17 protein-coding genes are annotated in these 18,557 nt (G+C 66.6%); 8 read left to right on the top strand and 9 right to left on the bottom strand.

The window, feature by feature from the left end:
- The first annotated feature begins 18 nt into the window (after nucleotides 1-18).
- The 4 genes from BGO47_RS13310 to BGO47_RS13295 are packed head-to-tail and all read left to right on the top strand — an operon-like array spanning nucleotide 19 to nucleotide 6,045.
- Nucleotides 19-2,172 (top strand): integrase, encoded by a 2,154-nt coding sequence (locus BGO47_RS13310; RefSeq protein WP_292712621.1) that lies wholly within the window; start codon nucleotides 19-21, stop codon nucleotides 2,170-2,172.
- On the top strand, nucleotides 2,169-3,353 hold the full coding sequence (locus tag BGO47_RS13305) for a TniB family NTP-binding protein (RefSeq protein ID WP_137878369.1): 1,185 nt from the start codon (nucleotides 2,169-2,171) through the stop codon (nucleotides 3,351-3,353). The genes BGO47_RS13310 and BGO47_RS13305 overlap by 4 nt, the downstream gene beginning before the upstream one ends.
- Complete coding sequence (locus BGO47_RS13300) at nucleotides 3,353-5,773, top strand: TniQ family protein (RefSeq protein WP_137878368.1); 2,421 nt, start codon at nucleotides 3,353-3,355, stop codon at nucleotides 5,771-5,773. The genes BGO47_RS13305 and BGO47_RS13300 overlap by 1 nt, the downstream gene beginning before the upstream one ends.
- Nucleotides 5,770-6,045: an antitoxin Xre/MbcA/ParS toxin-binding domain-containing protein gene (locus tag BGO47_RS13295; protein ID WP_137878367.1), complete on the top strand. Its 276-nt coding sequence runs from the start codon at nucleotides 5,770-5,772 to the stop codon at nucleotides 6,043-6,045. The genes BGO47_RS13300 and BGO47_RS13295 overlap by 4 nt, the downstream gene beginning before the upstream one ends.
- Nucleotides 6,046-6,220: 175 nt before the next feature.
- Here the strand turns inward: BGO47_RS13295 and BGO47_RS13290 are convergent, their stop codons facing one another.
- The 9 genes from BGO47_RS13290 to BGO47_RS13250 form a co-directional block, all read right to left on the bottom strand.
- Nucleotides 6,221-7,021, bottom strand: coding sequence for a metallophosphoesterase (locus tag BGO47_RS13290; RefSeq protein ID WP_171006164.1), 801 nt, complete (start codon nucleotides 7,019-7,021; stop codon nucleotides 6,221-6,223).
- Between the two features lie 83 nt (nucleotides 7,022-7,104).
- Nucleotides 7,105-7,566: a zinc ABC transporter ATPase gene (locus tag BGO47_RS13285; RefSeq protein ID WP_137878365.1), complete on the bottom strand. Its 462-nt coding sequence runs from the start codon at nucleotides 7,564-7,566 to the stop codon at nucleotides 7,105-7,107.
- A 357-nt stretch (nucleotides 7,567-7,923) separates the two neighbouring features.
- Nucleotides 7,924-8,757: an aldo/keto reductase gene (locus BGO47_RS13280; RefSeq protein WP_137878364.1), complete on the bottom strand. Its 834-nt coding sequence runs from the start codon at nucleotides 8,755-8,757 to the stop codon at nucleotides 7,924-7,926.
- Between the two features lie 43 nt (nucleotides 8,758-8,800).
- A complete protein-coding gene (locus tag BGO47_RS13275; protein WP_137878363.1) occupies nucleotides 8,801-9,589 on the bottom strand; it encodes an IclR family transcriptional regulator in 789 nt (262 codons plus the stop codon).
- Nucleotides 9,590-9,636: 47 nt separating this feature from the next.
- Entirely contained in the window at nucleotides 9,637-10,872 is a 1,236-nt protein-coding gene (locus BGO47_RS13270) for an FAD-dependent oxidoreductase (protein WP_137878362.1), read from the bottom strand.
- A complete protein-coding gene (locus BGO47_RS13265) occupies nucleotides 10,869-11,066 on the bottom strand; it encodes a ferredoxin (RefSeq protein WP_137878361.1) in 198 nt (65 codons plus the stop codon). Before BGO47_RS13265 ends, BGO47_RS13270 begins: the two co-directional genes overlap by 4 nt.
- A gap of 27 nt (nucleotides 11,067-11,093) precedes the next feature.
- On the bottom strand, nucleotides 11,094-11,402 hold the full coding sequence (locus BGO47_RS13260; RefSeq protein ID WP_137878360.1) for a hypothetical protein: 309 nt from the start codon (nucleotides 11,400-11,402) through the stop codon (nucleotides 11,094-11,096).
- Nucleotides 11,399-11,986 (bottom strand): 3-phenylpropionate/cinnamic acid dioxygenase subunit beta, encoded by a 588-nt coding sequence (locus tag BGO47_RS13255; RefSeq protein WP_212742814.1) that lies wholly within the window; start codon nucleotides 11,984-11,986, stop codon nucleotides 11,399-11,401. Before BGO47_RS13255 ends, BGO47_RS13260 begins: the two co-directional genes overlap by 4 nt.
- Complete coding sequence (locus BGO47_RS13250) at nucleotides 11,983-13,422, bottom strand: Rieske 2Fe-2S domain-containing protein (RefSeq protein WP_137878359.1); 1,440 nt, start codon at nucleotides 13,420-13,422, stop codon at nucleotides 11,983-11,985. The genes BGO47_RS13255 and BGO47_RS13250 overlap by 4 nt, the downstream gene beginning before the upstream one ends.
- A gap of 125 nt (nucleotides 13,423-13,547) precedes the next feature.
- Here BGO47_RS13250 and BGO47_RS13245 point away from each other — a divergent pair, with 125 nt between their 5' ends.
- The 4 genes from BGO47_RS13245 (at nucleotide 13,548) to BGO47_RS13230 (ending at nucleotide 18,552) form a co-directional block, all read left to right on the top strand.
- Nucleotides 13,548-14,276, top strand: a complete 729-nt coding sequence (locus BGO47_RS13245) for a class II aldolase/adducin family protein (protein ID WP_137878358.1) — start codon at nucleotides 13,548-13,550, stop codon at nucleotides 14,274-14,276.
- Between the two features lie 13 nt (nucleotides 14,277-14,289).
- Nucleotides 14,290-15,756, top strand: coding sequence for an aldehyde dehydrogenase family protein (locus BGO47_RS13240; RefSeq protein ID WP_137878357.1), 1,467 nt, complete (start codon nucleotides 14,290-14,292; stop codon nucleotides 15,754-15,756).
- A 16-nt stretch (nucleotides 15,757-15,772) separates the two neighbouring features.
- The gene (locus BGO47_RS13235; RefSeq protein ID WP_137878356.1) at nucleotides 15,773-16,318 is read left to right on the top strand and encodes a hypothetical protein; all 546 of its coding nucleotides are present in this window, start codon (nucleotides 15,773-15,775) and stop codon (nucleotides 16,316-16,318) included.
- Nucleotides 16,319-16,452: 134 nt separating this feature from the next.
- Nucleotides 16,453-18,552, top strand: coding sequence for a hydantoinase/oxoprolinase family protein (locus BGO47_RS13230; protein ID WP_137878355.1), 2,100 nt, complete (start codon nucleotides 16,453-16,455; stop codon nucleotides 18,550-18,552).
- Nucleotides 18,553-18,557: the final 5 nt, after the last annotated feature.

Genomic DNA, 18,557 nt, shown 5'->3' with positions numbered 1-18,557 from the left:
GATCCGAAGGAGAGCGATATGAGTAACACCTGGATGTTGAAGGCCGGGGCTGACATGGTCTACGACGGTGAGGCTTGCACGGTGATCGAAGTCTGCGACGGAGCTATTGTCACCCGAGGCAGAGATGGACGAATCCGCCGACTACGACTGCTCGATGTGCTTCGACCGCGCAGCGAAGGCGGTCTCGCACACATCCCAGGCCGGACCCGAGCCGAGGAAGAAGCCATCCCGCTCGGTGTGATCTGGGACGACGCGACCGACATGGCCCGAGCCACGTCGCTCGAACGCGCCGACCACGTCCGCGAGGTGCTCACCGGATACAAGAGCGGTAGTGCGGAGGTTGCCCGTGAGGGTGAGCCTCGCCTGGCCTTCCACCCGGAGCGGCGGATGGAGGAACGCATCGCAGCGAAAGCCGCCGAACTCGGCAAGGGGCACCGCACCGTTGCGCGATGGATCGCACGGTACAAGGAGGCAGGCGAGGTCGGCCTGATCGACAACCGCTTGGCGCAGCCGGGTCAGGCGCTGGTGAACTTCGACGACCGATGGGTGGACGCCGCGCGGGAGATCATCAACGAGCAGACGAACGAGTCGAAAGTCGCGAAACGCATCATCATCGCGCGCGTCAACTCCCGCGCGGAGCGCACGTTCGGTCCAGGCGCGGTCACCGCGCCGTCACGCAGCGCCGCCTACAAGATCCTCGACGAACTCTCCCGGGGCAGGGCAACGTTCTCGGGCAGCACGAAGCGGAAGCGCTCCAACGCCAATCGGCCGCCCGCCCCGTACGGTCGATTGCACGCCACGAGACCGGGACAGTACGTGTTCATGGACACCACCCCACTGAACGTGTTCGCCGTCGCACCGGTCACCGGCAAGTGGGTGTGCGCTGACCTTACCGTCGCGATGGATCTCTACTCCCGCTGCATTCTGGGGCTGCGTCTCACCCCAGGCTCGACGAAGTCCATCGATGTCGCCGGGGTACTGATGGAGGCTTGCCAGCCGTTCGACGCTCCGAACGAGTGGGATGCTCGGGCGCGCTGGCCGTACCACGGGGTGCCCGACACGCTGCTCGCCGACCCCACCCGCATCGGCATGCCCCGATTCGCTCGCGCGGGCATTCTCCCGGAGACGATCATCGTCGACCACGGCGCGCCCTACCTGTCTGAGCACGTCACGAGCGCCTGCGCCCGCATCGGAATGTCGATCCAGCCCGCTCGCGTCTACCAACCGACCGACAAGGGCCCCATGGAACGATTCTTCCGAACCCTCGACACGTTCCTCCAGGAGCTGCCGGGGTACAAGGGCGCGGACGTGGCCAGCCGCGGCGACGACATCGAGGGCGACGCGGTCTACACCGTCCCACAGCTTGAGCAGATCATCCGCGAATGGGCGGCCACCGTCTACCACCTTCGTCCTCATGGCTCCCTGGAGGACCCGATGCTTCCCGGTGTGAAGCTGAGCCCCGCCGAACGGTACGACCAGGGCCTCGCCGTCGCAGGACAACTGCGGATGCCGGTCGACCGCAGCGTCCTCCTCGAGCTGCTCCCGGTCGTCAAACGCCAGTTCAACCACTACGGGGTGGAGATCCACAAGCTCCGCTACACGGGCGAGTCCGTCGCGAAGTACCGCAACCGCGCCAGATCGATCCACCGGGACAAGGGCACCGACTGGCCGTTCGTGATCAACCCCGACGACCTCTCACAGATCTACTTCCGAGACCCCGAGGACAACACGTGGCACACCCTCGAGTGGGAGCACAAAGGCGCATTCGACACCCCATTCAGCCTCGACGCGCTCGAGTACGCGAAGAAGATCGCCATCAAACAGGGGCGTCCCTCCCAGGTTGAGGACGTCGCCGCCCAGCTGCTCGAGGACTGGGGCGCCGGCCGCGCGCTCACCCCGTCTGAACGGCGGATGAGCGCACGGACGGCCGCGCGACTCAATGACCGGGAGCCCGACCCGGACGGAGTGTGGTCGCTTCGATCAATCCAGCGGATTCTCGACGCGGAACTGACCCCGTCCCCTGACCTTACGGACGAGCTGACCGGGTCCGTGCGGGATCCGCGCCGGCGCGTCGAGGTGCCAGAGGGTGGCGATGACGACGACGAGGACGACATCGACGAACCCACTATCCGATCCGACTATCACTTCGAGCCGATGGAGATGATCCAATGACCGCCACCGCCCGTGCTTTCGAAGGGGCTTCAACGCGTCGGCAGCGGAGCCTGTCGACCTACGAGGGCTGGAAGGATTTCGCCGAGCGCCCGCCCCGAGCGCGCCCCGAACACCTCGCTCGGGACCAGGTCGAGGCGCTCGACCCGGAGGCGCGGGCACGGTACGACGCGGACCGGCGGGTGTGGCACGCGAACATCCTTCTGCGCACCCGCCAGGTCCACGGCGTGCACACCCAGCTGGCCGACATCCTCGACAGTAACCTGCAGGACTCCGACAGGGTCAAGTCCGCGGCCGCCCTGGACGCCCCGCCGGCGCTCGGCAAGTCCACGGTGGTGAACACATTCGGGCGGGACTTCCACCGGCAGCGGATCGCCGAGATCGGCGAACAACTCGACGCCGACGAGGACATCCTGCATCTCCCGGTGTGCCACATCACTGTGCCCGGCAGGCTGACCATCAAGGGCCTGCACATGATGATCCTCGGGTTCTATGCGCACCCTGCGACGGCGGGCATCCTGCACCGTTCGATGGCCGGCCGTGACCTGGCTCGCGCTGCCGCGGACTGCATCGAACGGCACGACACCCGCCTGGTGATCATCGACGACCTGCACTTCCTGAGCATGCGGACCCGAGACGGCGTGGAGGTCGCAAACCAGTTGAAGTGGCTGTCCAACGAGTACAGCGCCACCTTCCTATTCGCCGGCGTCGCCCTCCGCGAACGTGGTCTAGTCGGCGAAGGCGCGGTGGGAAGGGAGGCTGCAATGGCGCAGACATTCCGGCGGTGGACGGTGTTCAGCCTGGACCCCTACAGCCTGCGCACCAAGCACACCCGCGAAGAATGGTGCAGCCTGCTCTGGCACATCGAACAGGCACTGGTTCTCGCCGAAGGGTGCGACGGGATGCTCGTCGATATGTCCCGCTACCTCTTCGCCCGCACCACCGGCAACATCGGCTCGCTCATGGACCTGATCCGCCGGGGAGCGTCCCGCGCTATCCGCACCGGCCAGGAGAGCATCGACCGAACATTGCTCGACGACATCCGCATCGATGAGGGCGCGGAGACGGAGCGCGGCGAACTCGAAGCGCGCCTCGACAAGCAGGAGGCCGCACGTCGAGCACGGCGCCGCGCCAAGGAAGCACCCAAGCAGCAGCCCCACGCGGGAAAGAAGTCGGCCGCCTGATGAGCGACATCGCCGACGAGGTCCGCGTGCTGCCGTTTCGGGTGCGGCCGCTTCCGGATGAGCCGTTCGATTCGTGGGTGGAAGCGTTGGCGGCCGCGAACAGGGCGACGATCGCGGAGGTCGGGTGCGCGCTGGGCCTGATCGAGCAGCGTGATGGGACGGCGGTGTCGGCGACGTGGTGGATGGCGAACGCGTGGGCGACCGAGCTGACCGATGCGCAGGCGGGTCGGGTGGAGCAGGCGACGGGTATCCCGGCGGCGCAGTTCCAGGAGATGACGAGGATGCGGTTCGCGCGGCATGCGATCCGCCGCACACGCAACGGGAGGATCAGCGTCCGGTGCGCTGCCGCGGGGACGGCAGGCCGGTTCTGCCCGGAGTGTCTGGCTGACTCGGGTGGGCGGTGGCGGATGTCGTGGCAGTTCCCATTCGCGTTCGCGTGCAACAGGCATCGTCGGATCCTCGTCGACGCCTGCCCCGCATGCGGTAAGCATCCACGCCATGTAGGGCATCCGCTCGCCGTGATCCCCGTACCCGGCCAATGCCACAACAGGGTGCCCGGTGCGGGGATCGGGCCGATCGCCAGCCGTTGCCGCGCCGATCTCACCGTCGACGCGGAACGGATCCCCGCGTCAGAGGCGGTCCTGCACGCCCAGCGGACGATGATGCGGGTCGTGTCCACGGGGGAGGGCAGGTTCGGGATCTACGCGGATGCCCCGCAGCCCGCGGTTCGTGTGCTCGAGGACGTCCGCCTTCTCTCCCGCGCCGCCCGCGTCGCGCTGAACGACGGCCAGGTCGACGACACGGTGCTCGGCGCGCAGCTGCTCGACCATCTGCACAGGGGAGACATCGACACATCCTGGTCCTCGTCGTCGACCTCGGCCGCCTCGGCGGCGGGGACGGCGATCGCCATCACTGCGCTGGCCGACTCCGGTCACACGATCGATCTGATGCGTGGCCACCTCGCTGCCAGTACGTCCTACACTCTCAGCACCCCGCAGGTGCAGTCGCTGATCGCGGCGTCGTTCGGTCGCACCCGCCGCCCCACCGGGTTTCTCCAGTCCGCGGGCCTGTCCGATGTCGATGCGAGAGAGAGGGCACGAAAGGTGCCCGCCCAGTTATGGGACGAGTGGACCGCCATGCTCGCCCCAGGACGCATGAACAGGGAGATCGCCGCATCCGCTCTCGCCGCGGCCGTCGTGTTCGCCGGCACACGACTGACCCACGCCGCCGCCCTCGCCCTGTTGGACTCGGATGCGCCGGTGCGGCAGGTCACGAACGTGATGCGCGAGTTCGGGCGCGGACAGCATGAACATCTCGCACTGGGCGTGATTCTCCGCCTCGTCGCTTACCTCGACAGCCAGGGGTCACCGATCGACTACGCGCGCCGCCGCGAGCTCGACTGCAGCCCTCTGCTGCCCGAAGCGCAGTGGCGCGACCTATGCAGCGGGCACAATGTGCACCCAGGAGCGGGGCGCCGACACCGACACGCTCGTGCGTACCTGTTCCGCCAGATCACCGGGAACCCGCTGCGAGCAATGCCAGGAGACTGGGACGCGACCGATGTCACGGTCGCGTCTCAGACGAGGCTTGTGGGCCGCATCCCCGAGGAACTGCGCGTGGACCTTGCACGGGTTGGCGATGAGTTCCTCGCCGCCCACGGCATCGACGAACCGCTCGCATGGACGCCACCGCTCGCACAGTTCGACATCGACACAGCCGTGGACACCCCCGGCGAGGCATCGTGGCCTCCCGCCCGACCTTCGAGCGCTCGGATCGATGAAAGCGTCGGCGCGGACGGCATCGCTGATCGGTACCAGGCCGGTTCCAGCACTTACGAGCTCGCCGGACTGGCCGGGGTGTCCCGACAGACTGTCTCCCGGCTGCTCGCTGACCGATCCACCTCGACGCGTCGTGGCAGGCCGCCCATGCATGTGATCGACGAGCGGTGGCTGCGCCACCAGTACCTCGACCAACGGCTCACCATCGGCCAGATCGCCGCCCTCGTCGGATGCACCACACCGACGATCAGTCGCCGACTGCGGGACGCGGGGGTCCCGATCCGCCCCGCCGGGAGCGCGAGCGAAGCCGCGACCCTGCACCCGCACCCGCTCGCGGGAGCATCGCCGCTCCTGCGCCGCACCATCATCGGCCGGTACCCGATCGAGCGTGCCCGTCGCTTCCTGATCGCCGCCCGACACACCAGCATCCGGGCCGCGGCCACCGAAATCGGGACAACCCAAAGCACCCTCAGCAAGCAACTAGCACGGCTCAGCCGCGACGCCGGCGGTCCCCTCCTGACCGCAGGAGCCCGCGGCCGCCCCATGACTCTCACACACCTCGGCGCGCGCCTGGCCCGCGAGCTCGAAAGAGTACTGCCGGACGAGAGCGCCCGCCTCGAACCGGGAAGGAAAGCAGCATGACCGGCGAGAAGAGCACCACAGGCGGAGGCGCCCTGTTCGGCGACGATGCCGCGCGGCTCGGACGCGACATCGTCGAGAAGAGCATCGCGCACGACATCGCCGCCGTCCGGGAAAGGCTGCGCGAGCTCTGGACCGACCCCGCCATCGAGGTCTGGCTGACCAGCACCAACTCCCATCTCGATGGAGCCCGACCAATCGACGTACTTGCCCTGAACGGCGTCGAGACCGTCATGGGTGCCATCGACGTGGAAATAGCCGGCGGATCACGCTGAGGTGACGCATAGAGAGGCATGGACGTCACCGCCGGGGCCGAACGTGACGATCGTGCATTGACGGCGCGACGGCTGGATCCGCTTCCGACCTGAACCGCGACTCTCTAATCCGGTCCCGCCGGCGGCGAACTGTTCACACCCACGGCGCCGAGAAGATGCCAGCCGTGGTCCCCATTCAAGTGATGTTCGGGGGTGAGTCGGGGTAGGTGGAGTCGAGTGCTCCGAGGAGTTCTTCCATCGCGATTCGCAGTTCGTTATACCCCATCATGTAGAACAGTGCGTCGGAGTTCGAGGTTTCGCTGCCGTCGAGCTCTGCGATGGTCTGGCGGGCTTCACGGATCGCGACATCGAGCCACGGTTCGACGTCCGGCAGCCCGCGGATCCAGGCGTCGATGACGGTGAACGGGATGGGCGCGTAGCCGTGGGCGTCGACGCCGACGTGGAACTGGTGCCCGTTGGGTCCGTGGTCGCGGGCGTGGGTGTGGCCGTGCAGTAGCGGGATCCCGTCGTCCCACCGCGGCCGGTGTGTGGTGTGCCGGTCCGACTCCTGCGAGTCGCCCTTGTACGGGTAGTGGGAGGCAAGGATCCGGTACCCGCGCCGGATGCCTTCTATGACTTCCGGCAGAATCGTCCATCCGGCTGCCTCGTAGAGCGGCGCGAACCGTTCGATCGCCTTCTTCGACTGCGTCGCCGGCGACACCCGGTCATGGTTTCCGGGCACAAGGTACCGGCGACCGTGCAGCTGCGCGCTGAGGGCGATCGATTCTTCGATCGGTCCGAGCGCGACATCCCCGAGATGCAGCACCACATCTGACGGGCCGACGGTTTCGTTCCACCGGCGGATGAGTTCAGTGTTCATCTCGTCGACCCTGGTGAACGGACGTTCGGCGAGTCCGCTGATCCGAGCGTGGCTGAAGTGAGTGTCCGCGGTGACGAAGTCCACCTGGTCGAACTCGAACCACGGATACTCACTCACGTCCTCGCACCTGCCCCTCGGATGCTCGTTGTATTGCAGAATCTAGCGGTGTCTAGCGTTTCGATAGACCTCGGTAGATATCGCTAGAGTTCGTCGAGATCTATCCCGAACTTCCGGGCGAGATCGGCGAGCGGGATCTCTGCACTGTCGGCGGGCCGTCCCCGCACGATGCGGGCGATCTCCATTTCCTCCGCCGCATCCTCCGCATCTGCGATTTCGGCCAACTCTTCGATCAGCACCTGAACGGATGCGCCGCCGTTCATCGCGCGGCGGCGAATCTCGGCGGCAGCGTGGGCGAGGGTGTACATCCGCTCCCACGGGTGATCGCCGTGGCGGGCGGTGGCGACGGTGTCGCGGGTGTAGCTGCGCTCATCACCGGGGACGAGCCACCGTTCGGTGCCGTCGGAGGCGTGGAAGAAGTCGACATAGCAGTTCCCGCATGGCATCCGGTAGACGCCGGGCTCGGTGGGTGCGGACTCGGTGCTCCGCGCGATCATGTGCAGGACGACCTGCTCCCAGTCGTCATTGGCCTCATCATCTGACACAGCATCCCCCTTCGATGCGGAACCCACTAGTCTCGCACCCGCGTAGGGCGGTGTCTGCACCGTTCGCGGTAGGCGCGTTGGTCCCGCTAGGAGGTGGGATTCTGACCTTGTCCGGGTCGAGCGTTACTGGTTGTCCCTACGATGAGTTCAGCGGTCGACATCGGGTAGCCCTCGTGCCAGATGCCTCACGCGCACGGTGACGAAGTCGGCTAGGGCATCCGTGAGCTCACCGCTGAGGGCGCGAATTCGCGCTGTCGGCGTCGTCGGCTGGCGAGAAACTGATGCGCTGGAAAAACCGGAGCTTGGAAACGGAGTGGGCTCCCGCTCACCGACTCTCTTGGCTTCACTTCAGGCGAGTCAGTGCCCGTTGGATGGATCGTCGGAGTCGCGTGCGGCGTCTTCTCCGCGGTCGAGGGTGTCGAGAACGCTCATCTGGGCGGGGGAGAGTTCGAAGTCGAAGAGGTCGAGGTTCTGGGCGAGCTGTTGACTATTGGACGAGCGTGGGATGGGCACGATCCCCATCTGGACGTGCCATCTCAGCAGTACCTGGGCGGGTGAGCGGCCCAGGTGGTGGGCGATCGCGGTGACCTGCTCGTTGTCGCGGAGTGTTGCGCCTCGTCCGAGGGGGCTCCACGCTTCGGTGGTGATTCCCAGGTTGTCGTGGGCAGTACGGGGGAGTGTTCTGGCGATGTCGATGCTCAACTGGATCTGGTTGACATCGGGGACGTAGCCGGTTGCCGCGATGATCCGGTCAAGGTGTGCCGGTTTGAAGTTCGACACCCCGATAGCACGCACCGATCCCGCCTCGAGCAGGGCAACCAGACCCTCCCATGCGTCCACGTACCGGTTGAGCGCTGGTACCGGCCAATGGATGAGGAACAGGTCGAGGTAGTCCAGGCCGGTGCGTCTGAGGCTCTCCTCGTAGGCGGTTCTCACGCCGTCGACACTGTGGTTCTCCTTGTTGAACTTGCTGGTCACGAACAACTCATCGCGGGGGATTCCGGAGCGGCGGATGGCCTCCCCCACGGCATCTTCGTTGTCGTACTTGTGTGACGTGTCGATGAGGCGGTATCCGAGGTCGAGTGCGGTGCGTACGATTTGCTGGCACTCCTCGCCCACGAACGGCCACGTGCCGAGCCCGATCCGCGGGATGTCGACGCCGTGCAGCAGGGTGATCGGTGGGGGGGTCATCAGGGTGCTCCGAACTGTGTGGTGAATCGGGCACCCTGGTCGTTCAGCCGAGCACCTCGGCGAGCCGTTGCGCTGCGGTCTGAAGGGTGCGGGCGAAGTCTTTGGTCTTTCGTGCCGGTAGTCGGTGAATGGGCGCGGAGGCGTTGATCGCGATCTTTAGCCCGGATGCCGTCGGGACGGCGACTGCGACGGAGCCGACGCCATCTTCGCTCTCTTCTCGGTTCACTGCGTATCCCGCCTGGCGCACTTGTTCGAGCTGGGCCTCGAGTTCGGCGCGGGATCGGACCGAGTGGGAGGTGACGGGTTCGAGCTCTTGGTTCGGGTAGAGGGTGTGCAGTTGGTCTGTGGTCAGCTCTGCCAGCAGTGCTTTTCCTGTCGACGTGGCGTGGGCGGGCATGATTTTGCCCAGTCGCGAGGCGACTCTCACTGCGATGTCCGGTTCCGACACCGCAAGGAACCGCAGACGACTGCCCTCGAGCACTCCCAGGTGGCTGGTCTCGCCGAGTGCGGAGCTGACCTCGTTGAGGATGGGCTCCGCGAGGCGCTGAAGGTCCATCCTCTTGAACACGGAGAACGCGATCGTGGTGAGAGCCGGCCCGGGCAGGTAGGCCTTGGACGCGCGATCCTGTCGCATGAACCCGCGCCAGACGAGCATGGCGAGGATGCGGTGAGCGGTGGATGACGCGACACCGAGATGCGCGCTTGCGTCGGTCAACCTGATCTCGGGACGTTCGCCGAGCAGGAGGATGAGTTTCAGGGCGTTGTCGACGGATTCGATCGGATACTGCGGCGGGCTGGTTGGATCGGAGGAGTGGCTCTTGCGTTTCTGCACAACAGAAACCGTACCGGGTAACCTGGACCACGACTAGATGCATGGGCTTATGCGCGCGCGCGAGCGTCGGCGGATGTGGCGGCGAGGCGGGCGAGCGAGTCGCGGACGGAGGCGATGTCCGTCCCGTCGGCGATTGCCCTGCGGCAGGTCACGAGCGCTCGGGGCCAGTTGACGATCACCGCGCCGGTGAGCTTTCGGCCGTCGGCTGTGTAGGTCACCGCGAAGCGTCCGTCCTCGGGGGCGCCGATGAGTTCGTGGTCGGTCGCGCCGGTGCGGCCGACGACCTGGATTTTCCAGTCGTATTGATCGCTCCAGACGTACTCGATCGCCTCGTATGCGCGCTGCGCGGTGGGGTTGACGATGTTGTGGGCGACGATCGGCGCCTGGTCGGTGGCATTGGTCCAATGTTCGAGGCGGATGGTCTCGCCCCGTGTTGCGTCTGTCCAACGGCAGACGTCTCCGACTGCGTAGATGTCATCCACTCCGACAGCGGCGAGCCCGGGGGTGCAGAGGACACCGTTGTCCAGCACGAGCCCGGACCCTTCCAGCCACTCGGTGTTGACGACGGCCCCGATGCCCACAAGTACAGCGTCGACGTCCAGGCGGGTGCCGTCTGTCAGGGCTACGTGGAACCCGCCGCCATCGGCCCGCTCCACGGATGACACGGAATGTCCGAGGATCAGGTCGACCCCCTCCGTGTTGTGTTTGTCGCCGAAGATCTGTCCGACGTCGTCGTTCAGCACGCGTGACATCGGGGCCGGCAGGGGGTCGACCATGGTCACTGTCACGCCGGCCTTCGTCGCTGTGGCGGCGATCTCGGCGCCGATGAACCCAGCCCCGACGATGAGGAGTCTGCGGGCGGGGAGCAGTTCTGCGCGGAGGGCTTCGGCATCCGCGCTGGTCCGCAGCACGTGCATGCCCGGGCCCTCCCCCCACGGAGAGCGGCGGGCGCGGGCGCCTGTGGCGATGACGAGGGAATCGTAGCCGAGTTGTTCGCCGTCCTCGAGGGTGACGAGCTTCCTCGTGGGGTCGAGGGCGGTGGCGGCCGCGCCGTACCGGACCTGAACATCTATGGCGGCAAGCTCGTCTGCGGTGGTGAGGGCGATCTGCGCGAGTGCCGCATCGGGAGCCAGGTAGCCCTTGGATAGCGGCGGCCGGTCGTAGGGGTGGGCGACCGCTTCTGCCTCCACGATCACGATCTGCCCGGTGTGCCCGGCCGCGCGCAGCGCCTGGGCGGTTTTCACACCGCCGACGGAGGCTCCGACGATGAGGGCACGGTTCATTCGTCCACGACCATCAGAGCCGAGACCGGGCAGCTGCGGGCGGCTTCCTCCACGCGTTTGCGGTCGTCTTCGGGCACGTCCACGCGTAGCAGCACGACGAGCCCGTCGTCGTCGATGTCGAAGTAGTCGGAGGCTCCGACGACGCAGTTGGCATATCCCTGGCAGGCGCCGAGGTCGGCTTTGACGACAGGCACGGGCACTCCTTGTCTTGTGGGTGGACGTCAGCCCCGGCTGTCCGGGAACATAGGTTCGAACGGTGAGGCGATCATCGCCGAGAAGGTCTGGGTGGTCTGCCAGGTGAGCGCTTCCAGCTCGAGCGGGTCCACGGCGATCCACTGGCCCGATTTGGGGGACTCGATCAGCAGACGGGACCCGTTGCGGGTCTCCACGTGTGAGACGCGGATCTCACTGAACTCGTTCGCAATCGTCAGCGGCACCCCGACGGTGCGTTCGACCAGCCGATCATGTTCGAGGGCGGCGCGCCGGGCGTTGTCCCGGTCGATGTCCTCGCCTTCCCATTCGAGGGTCACAGGAAGATCGCCAGATTCTGGGTATGTAGCACTGACTCGTCGACCAGGATCACCCGGCGGGCCAGCTGGTAGGTGTCTCCGACGCGGCGGAGCACGTCTTCGCGCTGCGCAGACACGAGCGATGCCGGGTTGGTGTCGCCACGGCTGCGGAACAGCAGCACGGCCGAATCGGCGATCAACTCGCCGGTGACATCCGTGTCGAAGGTGCGGATATTCGTGACGTAGTGACGCAGACGCGAAGGGGGATCCTCGGTCCACGCGTGCTCTGTGAGGAAACGCGCCACGCGCCTGCTGAGGGAGTACTTGTTCTCGTCCCAGTGCGCCATCCCCGGACTGGTCGAATAGCCCGCGCCGAGAGCGGTCGTGACCCGCACCGGCATCAGGTAGTGGATGTCCTCAGTCAGGGTCTCGAGCCAGTCCTCGTATCTCTGATCGTCGAGCGTGTAGGCCTCTTCGATGAGCCAGCGCGAGGCGTCGAGGTGCCGGGGGTCACCGAATCCGAGCGACACGCCGGCCTTGCGTGCCGGGGTGGCATGCGCGCCGAGCACCGACTGGGAGGAGAGGTCGGCTCCGATGAGGCTCACGCGGACGCCTCCTTCTGCACGCCTGCGGCGGCAAGAGCGTTCTCAGCGGCGAGCACGGACGGTGTCTTGCGGATGAGACCGACGACGACCGGGCGGGTCGGCTCGGCGGGCTCGTTCTCGAGGTAGTCCGCCCACCGGTTGAGGAGGTGGCGCTGGTTGTACTCCCCGTAGCCGACGTGAGCTTCCCCGGGTCCGGCGAATTCTTCGGCGGTCAGCGGCTCCACCACGGGGGTGCCGTCCTTGAGCATGCCCATGCGTCCGTTCAGGAGGAGCCGCCGTGCCATGGAGCCTTTCGCGGTGTTGGTGAGGGACACCCAGTTCTCGACGTCGTCCTGCTCGAACATGCCGGTGGAGCCGAAGCACATCAGGTAGGCCTTGTAGCTGAGCTCCTTGAACTCCTCGGGAGCCTCGGCGTCGACGGCGAACCAGGAGAGCACCTCGGTCTCGTTCTCGCTGATCGGCTGCCACAGCCGGATGGAGATGAACGGCAGCACATCGTCGCCGTCCTCGACCTTCGGCCAGTTGTGCACGAAGCTCATGTTCGGGAACGCGGAGGCCGCAGAGATCATGAACCCGTTCTCGCCGATGACATCCATCTGCTCCTGCGACCAGACGGTCTTCATCCGGTCGATCATCTCCTGCGGGTAGCCGACGTATCGCAGCTTCTCCTCGAGAGTGCCCGGGGGCAGCTTGTAGGTCGTGCCCCCGCCGTTGCCGGCCCAGTAGGTGTTGCCGTCCTTGCGTTTCTCGGCCTTCGGCTCGCGGAACAGCCCGATCTCCACCACCGACGTGTGCGTCTGCGGGGTGTGGTACATGTCGCCGGCGAAGTTCTCGGCGCCGATCTTCCAGTTCGCGTTCACCCGCCACCGTTGCGGTCCGCGCAACTCGATGCCGGAGGGTGACTGCCGGGTGTAGTAGTCGAGGTAGAAGGTGAAATCGCCCAGATACTCCCGCAGCGGGGGAGCGTAGGGGTCCATGCTGATGAAGATCAGCCCGTTGTAGCTGTCCAGGCTCGGAGCAGGCAGGAGCCTGGCGCCTTTGCGGCTGAATCCCTCTTCCCCGCCGTACGCCTCCTGATGGAAAGGGAGCCCGATGATCCGTCCATCGTTGCGGTATGACCAGCCGTGATACGGGCACCGGAAGTGGGACGCGTTTCCGATCTCGGCCCGGCAGACTTGCATTCCGCGATGCAGGCACATGTTGAAGTGCGCTTTGATCTCACCCTTCTCGTCGCGAACCACGATGAACGAGTCGTCGAGCACCTTGCGGACCACGTAGTCACCGGGCTGCGGAATCTCCGACTCGTGCGCAACGAACAGCCAGGCCCGGCTGAACAGGTTCCTCTTCTCGAGCTCGAACACGTCCCGGTCGTTGTAGATGTGTGCGGGGATCATCCCTTCCCGCACTTCGTCGAAGATGGTGGATTCGGTGGTCATCGGGCCGTCGCCTCAGATCGTCGTTGAAAGAAGAACTATCTGTCTCGCAGAGAACGTAGACCGTTTCCGATCCAACCTCAAGTTGGATTCTGGCAGACAGAGATGGATTCTGCTAGCGTCGAAGTGTGCAGAGCTGGACGGACGAGCGAACGGCGGTCGCCAACGCCTGCCGGGTGCTCGCCTATCGCGGGCTCGTCTCCGACGTGCTTGGGCACGTCAGCGTGAGAGTCGGCGAGGATGCTGTGCTCGTGCGCTGCCGCGGGCCCAAGGAACGCGGTCTTGCGTTCACCACTGCGGAGGATGTGCACGAGGTCGGCCTTGATGGTTCGCACGATCTGCCCGACGGGTGGTCGGTGCCGAACGAACTCCCGCTGCATCTTGCCGTGATCGCGGCCTCGCCCGAGACCCGTTCCGTGGTGCACGCGCATCCGCCTGCGGTTGTCGCAATGACGCTCACGGGCGTCCCGTTGCGCCCGATCGTTGGCGCCTACAACATCCCGGCCATGCAGTTGGCAACCGCGGGGATCCCGGTGCATCCGAGCTCCGCGCTCATCCGCACCCGTGCGCGGGCGGACGCGATGCTCGCCAGCATGGGCCACTCCCCGGTGGTGCTGCTGTCCGGACACGGGCTCACCGCCGCCGGGGCAACAATCCAACAGGCCGTGATCCGAGCCCTCAACGTCGATGCCCTCGCCCGAATGCACCTCAGCGTCCTGTCGACGGGGGCGGTTCCTTCCGACATCGATGACGGCGACCGCGACGACTTGCCCGATCTGGGATCGGCATTCAACGACGAGGCCGTGTGGCGGTATCACCTCGCCGCACTCGAACACGAGGCACGATTGAGCCCGTGAGACAGGAGTCCCCATGAACCCCGATCCCCGCGGCCAGGGCGCCATCAGCCAACGGGAGTGGCACGTCCTCGTCGACGGTGAGCACCTCGCCGTCGACGCGCGGTACCAGGTGGAGAACCCGGCATCCGGCCGGATGCTCACCACGGTCCCGGACTGCTCAGAAGCCGACGTCGACCGGGCAGTCCGCGCCGCCCAGGCGGCCCAGCCCGCGTGGGCGGCTACACCGCCGCGGCAGCGGGCCGCCACGCTTCGAGCATTCGCCGACCACGTTCGCCGGCATGCCGAGGAACTGGCGATCCTGGACGCGATGGACGGAGGATTCACCCTCTCCATGATGCGCCGGGACGTGGAGGCGGGACTCGAACTGATCGACATCTTCGCGGACATGGCGCTGCAACTGGGCGGGCGGACCGTACCGCTGAGCGAGAACCTGCACTACACCACACACGAACCCTACGGTGTGGTGGCGCGGATCGGCGCATTCAACCACCCGATCTTCTTCGCCCTATCCAAGATCGCCGCGCCGTTGATGGCCGGCAACGCCGTCATCCTGAAGGCCCCGGACCAGACTCCGCTGTCCTCGCTGCGGCTTGCGGAACTGGCAACCGAGGTGCTGCCCACGAACCTGCTGATCACGATCAGCGGTCGAGGAGCGGTAGCGGGTCGGGCGATCGTTCGGCACCCCGATGTGCGCCGAATCGGGTTCATCGGCTCCACCACCACCGGGCAGGCGATCCAGCGGGACGCATCCGAGACGGGTGTCAAGCACGTCTCGCTGGAGCTCGGCGGCAAGAACGCCCAGATCGTCTTTGCTGACGCCGACCTGGAGAAGGCGGCCCAGGGCGCGGTGAGCGGGATGAACTTCACCTGGACGGCGGGACAGAGTTGTGGGTCCACCAGCAGGCTCCTCGTGCACAGATCGATCGCGGAACCGGTCACCGCCCGCGTGGCCGAGCTCGTCTCCGCCATCCGCGTCGGACACCCGCTCGACGAGCTCACCGAGATGGGGCCCCTCGTGTCCGAGGCCCAGCTCGACAAGTCCGAGCACGCCATCCGCACCGCCGTCGCGGAGGGCGCCCGCATCGTCGCAGGCGGAAGCCGCCCTGAAGGGCTTGCTGCCGGCGGGTGGTACCTGGCACCCACGGTGCTGGCAGGAGTGACGCCGGGTTCCTTGGTCGAACAGAATGAGATATTCGGCCCGGTCCTGTCCGTGATCGTGTTCGACACCGAGGAAGAAGCGATTCGGATCGCCAATGGCGTCGAGTACGGACTGACCGCCACGGTCTGGACCTCGGACATCACCCGCGCGCTCACCGTGGCTCACCGGGTGGAGGCGGGGTACGTCGTCGTCAACGGGGGCAGCCGACACTATTGGGGCTTGCCGTTCGGGGGGACGAAGGCGTCGGGCGTCGGGCGGGAGGAGTCCATCGACGAGCTCCTCTCCTACACCGAGGTCAAAGCGACCACCGTCGTGATCTAGCTAGAGACGTTCAGCGATGGGGGAACCGCTCGCGCTGCCCGTGCTGGTGTACATCTCCCGGCGTGCCCTGCCGGGCAGGGAGGACGACCTGTTGCAGTGGGCGGACGCCCTGTGCTCCGACGCATCCCGGTTCACCGGCTACCTCGGCTCGAGCGTGCGGACAGCGCCTGACCCCGACGGCGCCACGTTCATTGTCGGAGTGCGGTTCCGTTCGGCGATGAACCTGCTCGCGTGGGAGAAGAGCGAGCAACGGCACCGGCGACTCGAAGAGGGCTCCCCCCTCACCGCGGGCCGCCCCGTCGCGATCAGCCTGCAAGAACTCGAGGCGGGACTTGCGGGGGAGCCCGGTCGCATCGTTCCCAAGTGGCGGACAGCGCTCATGGTGTGGCTGGCACTGTTCCCGCTCGCCCTGCTCTCCGGTGCTGTCCTGCTGCCGTGGCTGGCGGCACTGCCCTGGCCGCTACCCACAGCGATCTCGACACTCGCCACCGTCGCCGCAGTGATCTGGATCACCCTGCCACTGGTACACCGGGCCTTCCGCATCCGCATCAGGCGCCACTAGCCGGGCACGCGCCCAATCACGACTCTACTGTGCAGAAAATGACTATGGACAAAGGAAACACCTTCGTGGTTGAGTGTTGACCGATGGCTTCCCGGGCCGTCGATCAACGATGACGCAAGTCCAATGGAGGCCTTATGACGTATGTAATCGGAATCGACATCGGTGGCACATTCACCGACGCCTTCGTCGCCGACGAGAGCGGACGGGTCGCCGCAGCCAAGACCCCGTCGACCCCCCCGGATTTCGCTCACGGGTTCCTCCAGGTCGTCGACGACCTCGCCGACTCGCTGGGCATCCCCACGAGGTCGCTGCTCGAGCAGACCGACTACATCGTGCACGGCACAACCACGACTCTCAACGCGCTCGTGACCGGCGATGTCGCCAGGGTCGGGTTCCTCACCACCGCCGGTCATGCGGACTCGATCACGATCATGAACCTGGAGGGTCGATACGCGGGCCTGGGCGCGGACAAGATCCAGGACATGGTCCGCACCAACAAGCCGCAGCCGCTGGTGCCACCGCACCTCATCCACGAGATCGACGAACGTGTGGACTACAAGGGCACCGTCGTGGTCCGGCTGGACGAGGCCGCGACCCGAGAGTCGGTCCGTGCGTTGCTGGCAGAGGGCGTGGAGGCCTTCGCGGTCTCTTTCCTGTGGTCTTTCCTCAATCCCGTCCATGAGCAGCGGGCGCGGGAGATCATCCAGGAGGAGGCCCCGGGCCGCTACGTCGCCCTCTCGAGCGATGTCAGCCCGCGCATCCGCGAGTTCTCGCGGAGCGTCACGACGATCATGAACACCCAGGTCGGGCCGCGACTGCGCGCCTACCTGGAGCCGCTCGAGGCGTCGTTGCGGGACCGGGGGCTGCGCGGCAGCCTGCTGGTGATGCAGGGCAGCGGAGGATGTGTCACCGCGGAGGACGCTCCGGCACGCGCGATCACCACGATCGGTTCCGTGCTGACCGGGGGAGTCGTCGGCTGCACTCGGCTGGCGGATGAACTCGGTCACCGTAACGTGATTTCTACCGACATGGGCGGCACGACGTTCCTGACCGGGCTGGTGGTCGACGGGGAACCGGTCTCCTCGACCAGCACCGTCCTGAACCAGTACCAGGTGAACGTGCCCATGGTCGATGTGCACACCATCGGCGCTGGTGGGGGTGCGATCGCCTGGGTCGATGCCGGCGGGAACCTTCACGTCGGCCCCCGCAGCGCCGGCGCCCGGCCTGGACCGGCCTGCTATGGCGAGGGCGGCACAGAGCCGACCGTCACCGATGTGGACCTCGTGCTCGGGATCGTCAACCCCGACAACTTCCTGGGCGGCAAGAAGAAGCTGCACCGTCACCTCGCGGAGGAGGCGATCCGGGTGAAGATCGCGGAGCCGCTGGGGATGTCGGTGGAGAGCGCGGCCGCCGCCGTCTACGCGATCCAGAACGCGCAGACCGCCGACCTGGTGCGGAAAGTCGTCGTCACCTCCGGCCGCGACCCGCGGGACTTCGTGCTCTACGCGTTCGGCGGCGCGGGCCCTATGCACTGCGCCGCCTACGCCGCCGATCTCGAGGTGCAGCAGGTCGTCGTCCCTCTCGGGACTGCAGCGGCCGTGTTCTCTGCGTACGGCTTGGCGGCGTCGGACATCGCGCTCACCGCCGAGATGTCGCAGCCGTCAAACTTCCCCCCGGCCGCGGACGAGTTCACCGGGGTGTTCGAGGAGCTGGACCGTGAACTGGACGCCCGGCTCGCGGCCCAGGAGCTCAAGTTCGCGAGTGTGATCCACAACCGCGAGGTGGATATGCGCTACACGATGCAGCTCGCCGAGGTGACCACACCGGTGCTGGAGGAGGTGCCGGATCTGCCGGGGATGGACCGGCTGGCCGCGCAGTTCGGCGACCAGTACGAACGGCTGTACGGGAAGGGCGCGGGCTTCGCTGACGCGGGTCTGCAGCTGATCACCTACCGCACCCGGGCGATCGGAGTCCTCCCCATCCGGCCGCGGCTGAACGAGGCGAGCCGCTCACCGGAGCCGCCCGCACCCGGCAGCCACCGCCAGGTGCTGCTCGACCCGCTGACCGGATGGGAGGAGGCGGCGATCTACGACTACACCGCACTGGCCCGCGATCACGAGATCCCAGGGCCTGCCGTCGTCGAAGCGCCGACCACCACGGTCGCTATTCCCCGAGGATGCCGGGCGGTCGTGGACCGGCTCGGAAACCTCGTCATCCACTACGCATCGAACTGAGGGAG

Origin of the sequence: Microbacterium sp. 67-17, assembly GCF_001898325.1 — a bacterium.
Lineage (GTDB): Bacteria > Actinomycetota > Actinomycetes > Actinomycetales > Microbacteriaceae > Microbacterium > Microbacterium schleiferi.
Note: the sequence above shows the minus strand (reverse complement) of the source record. Positions and strands in the feature narration are given on the sequence as shown.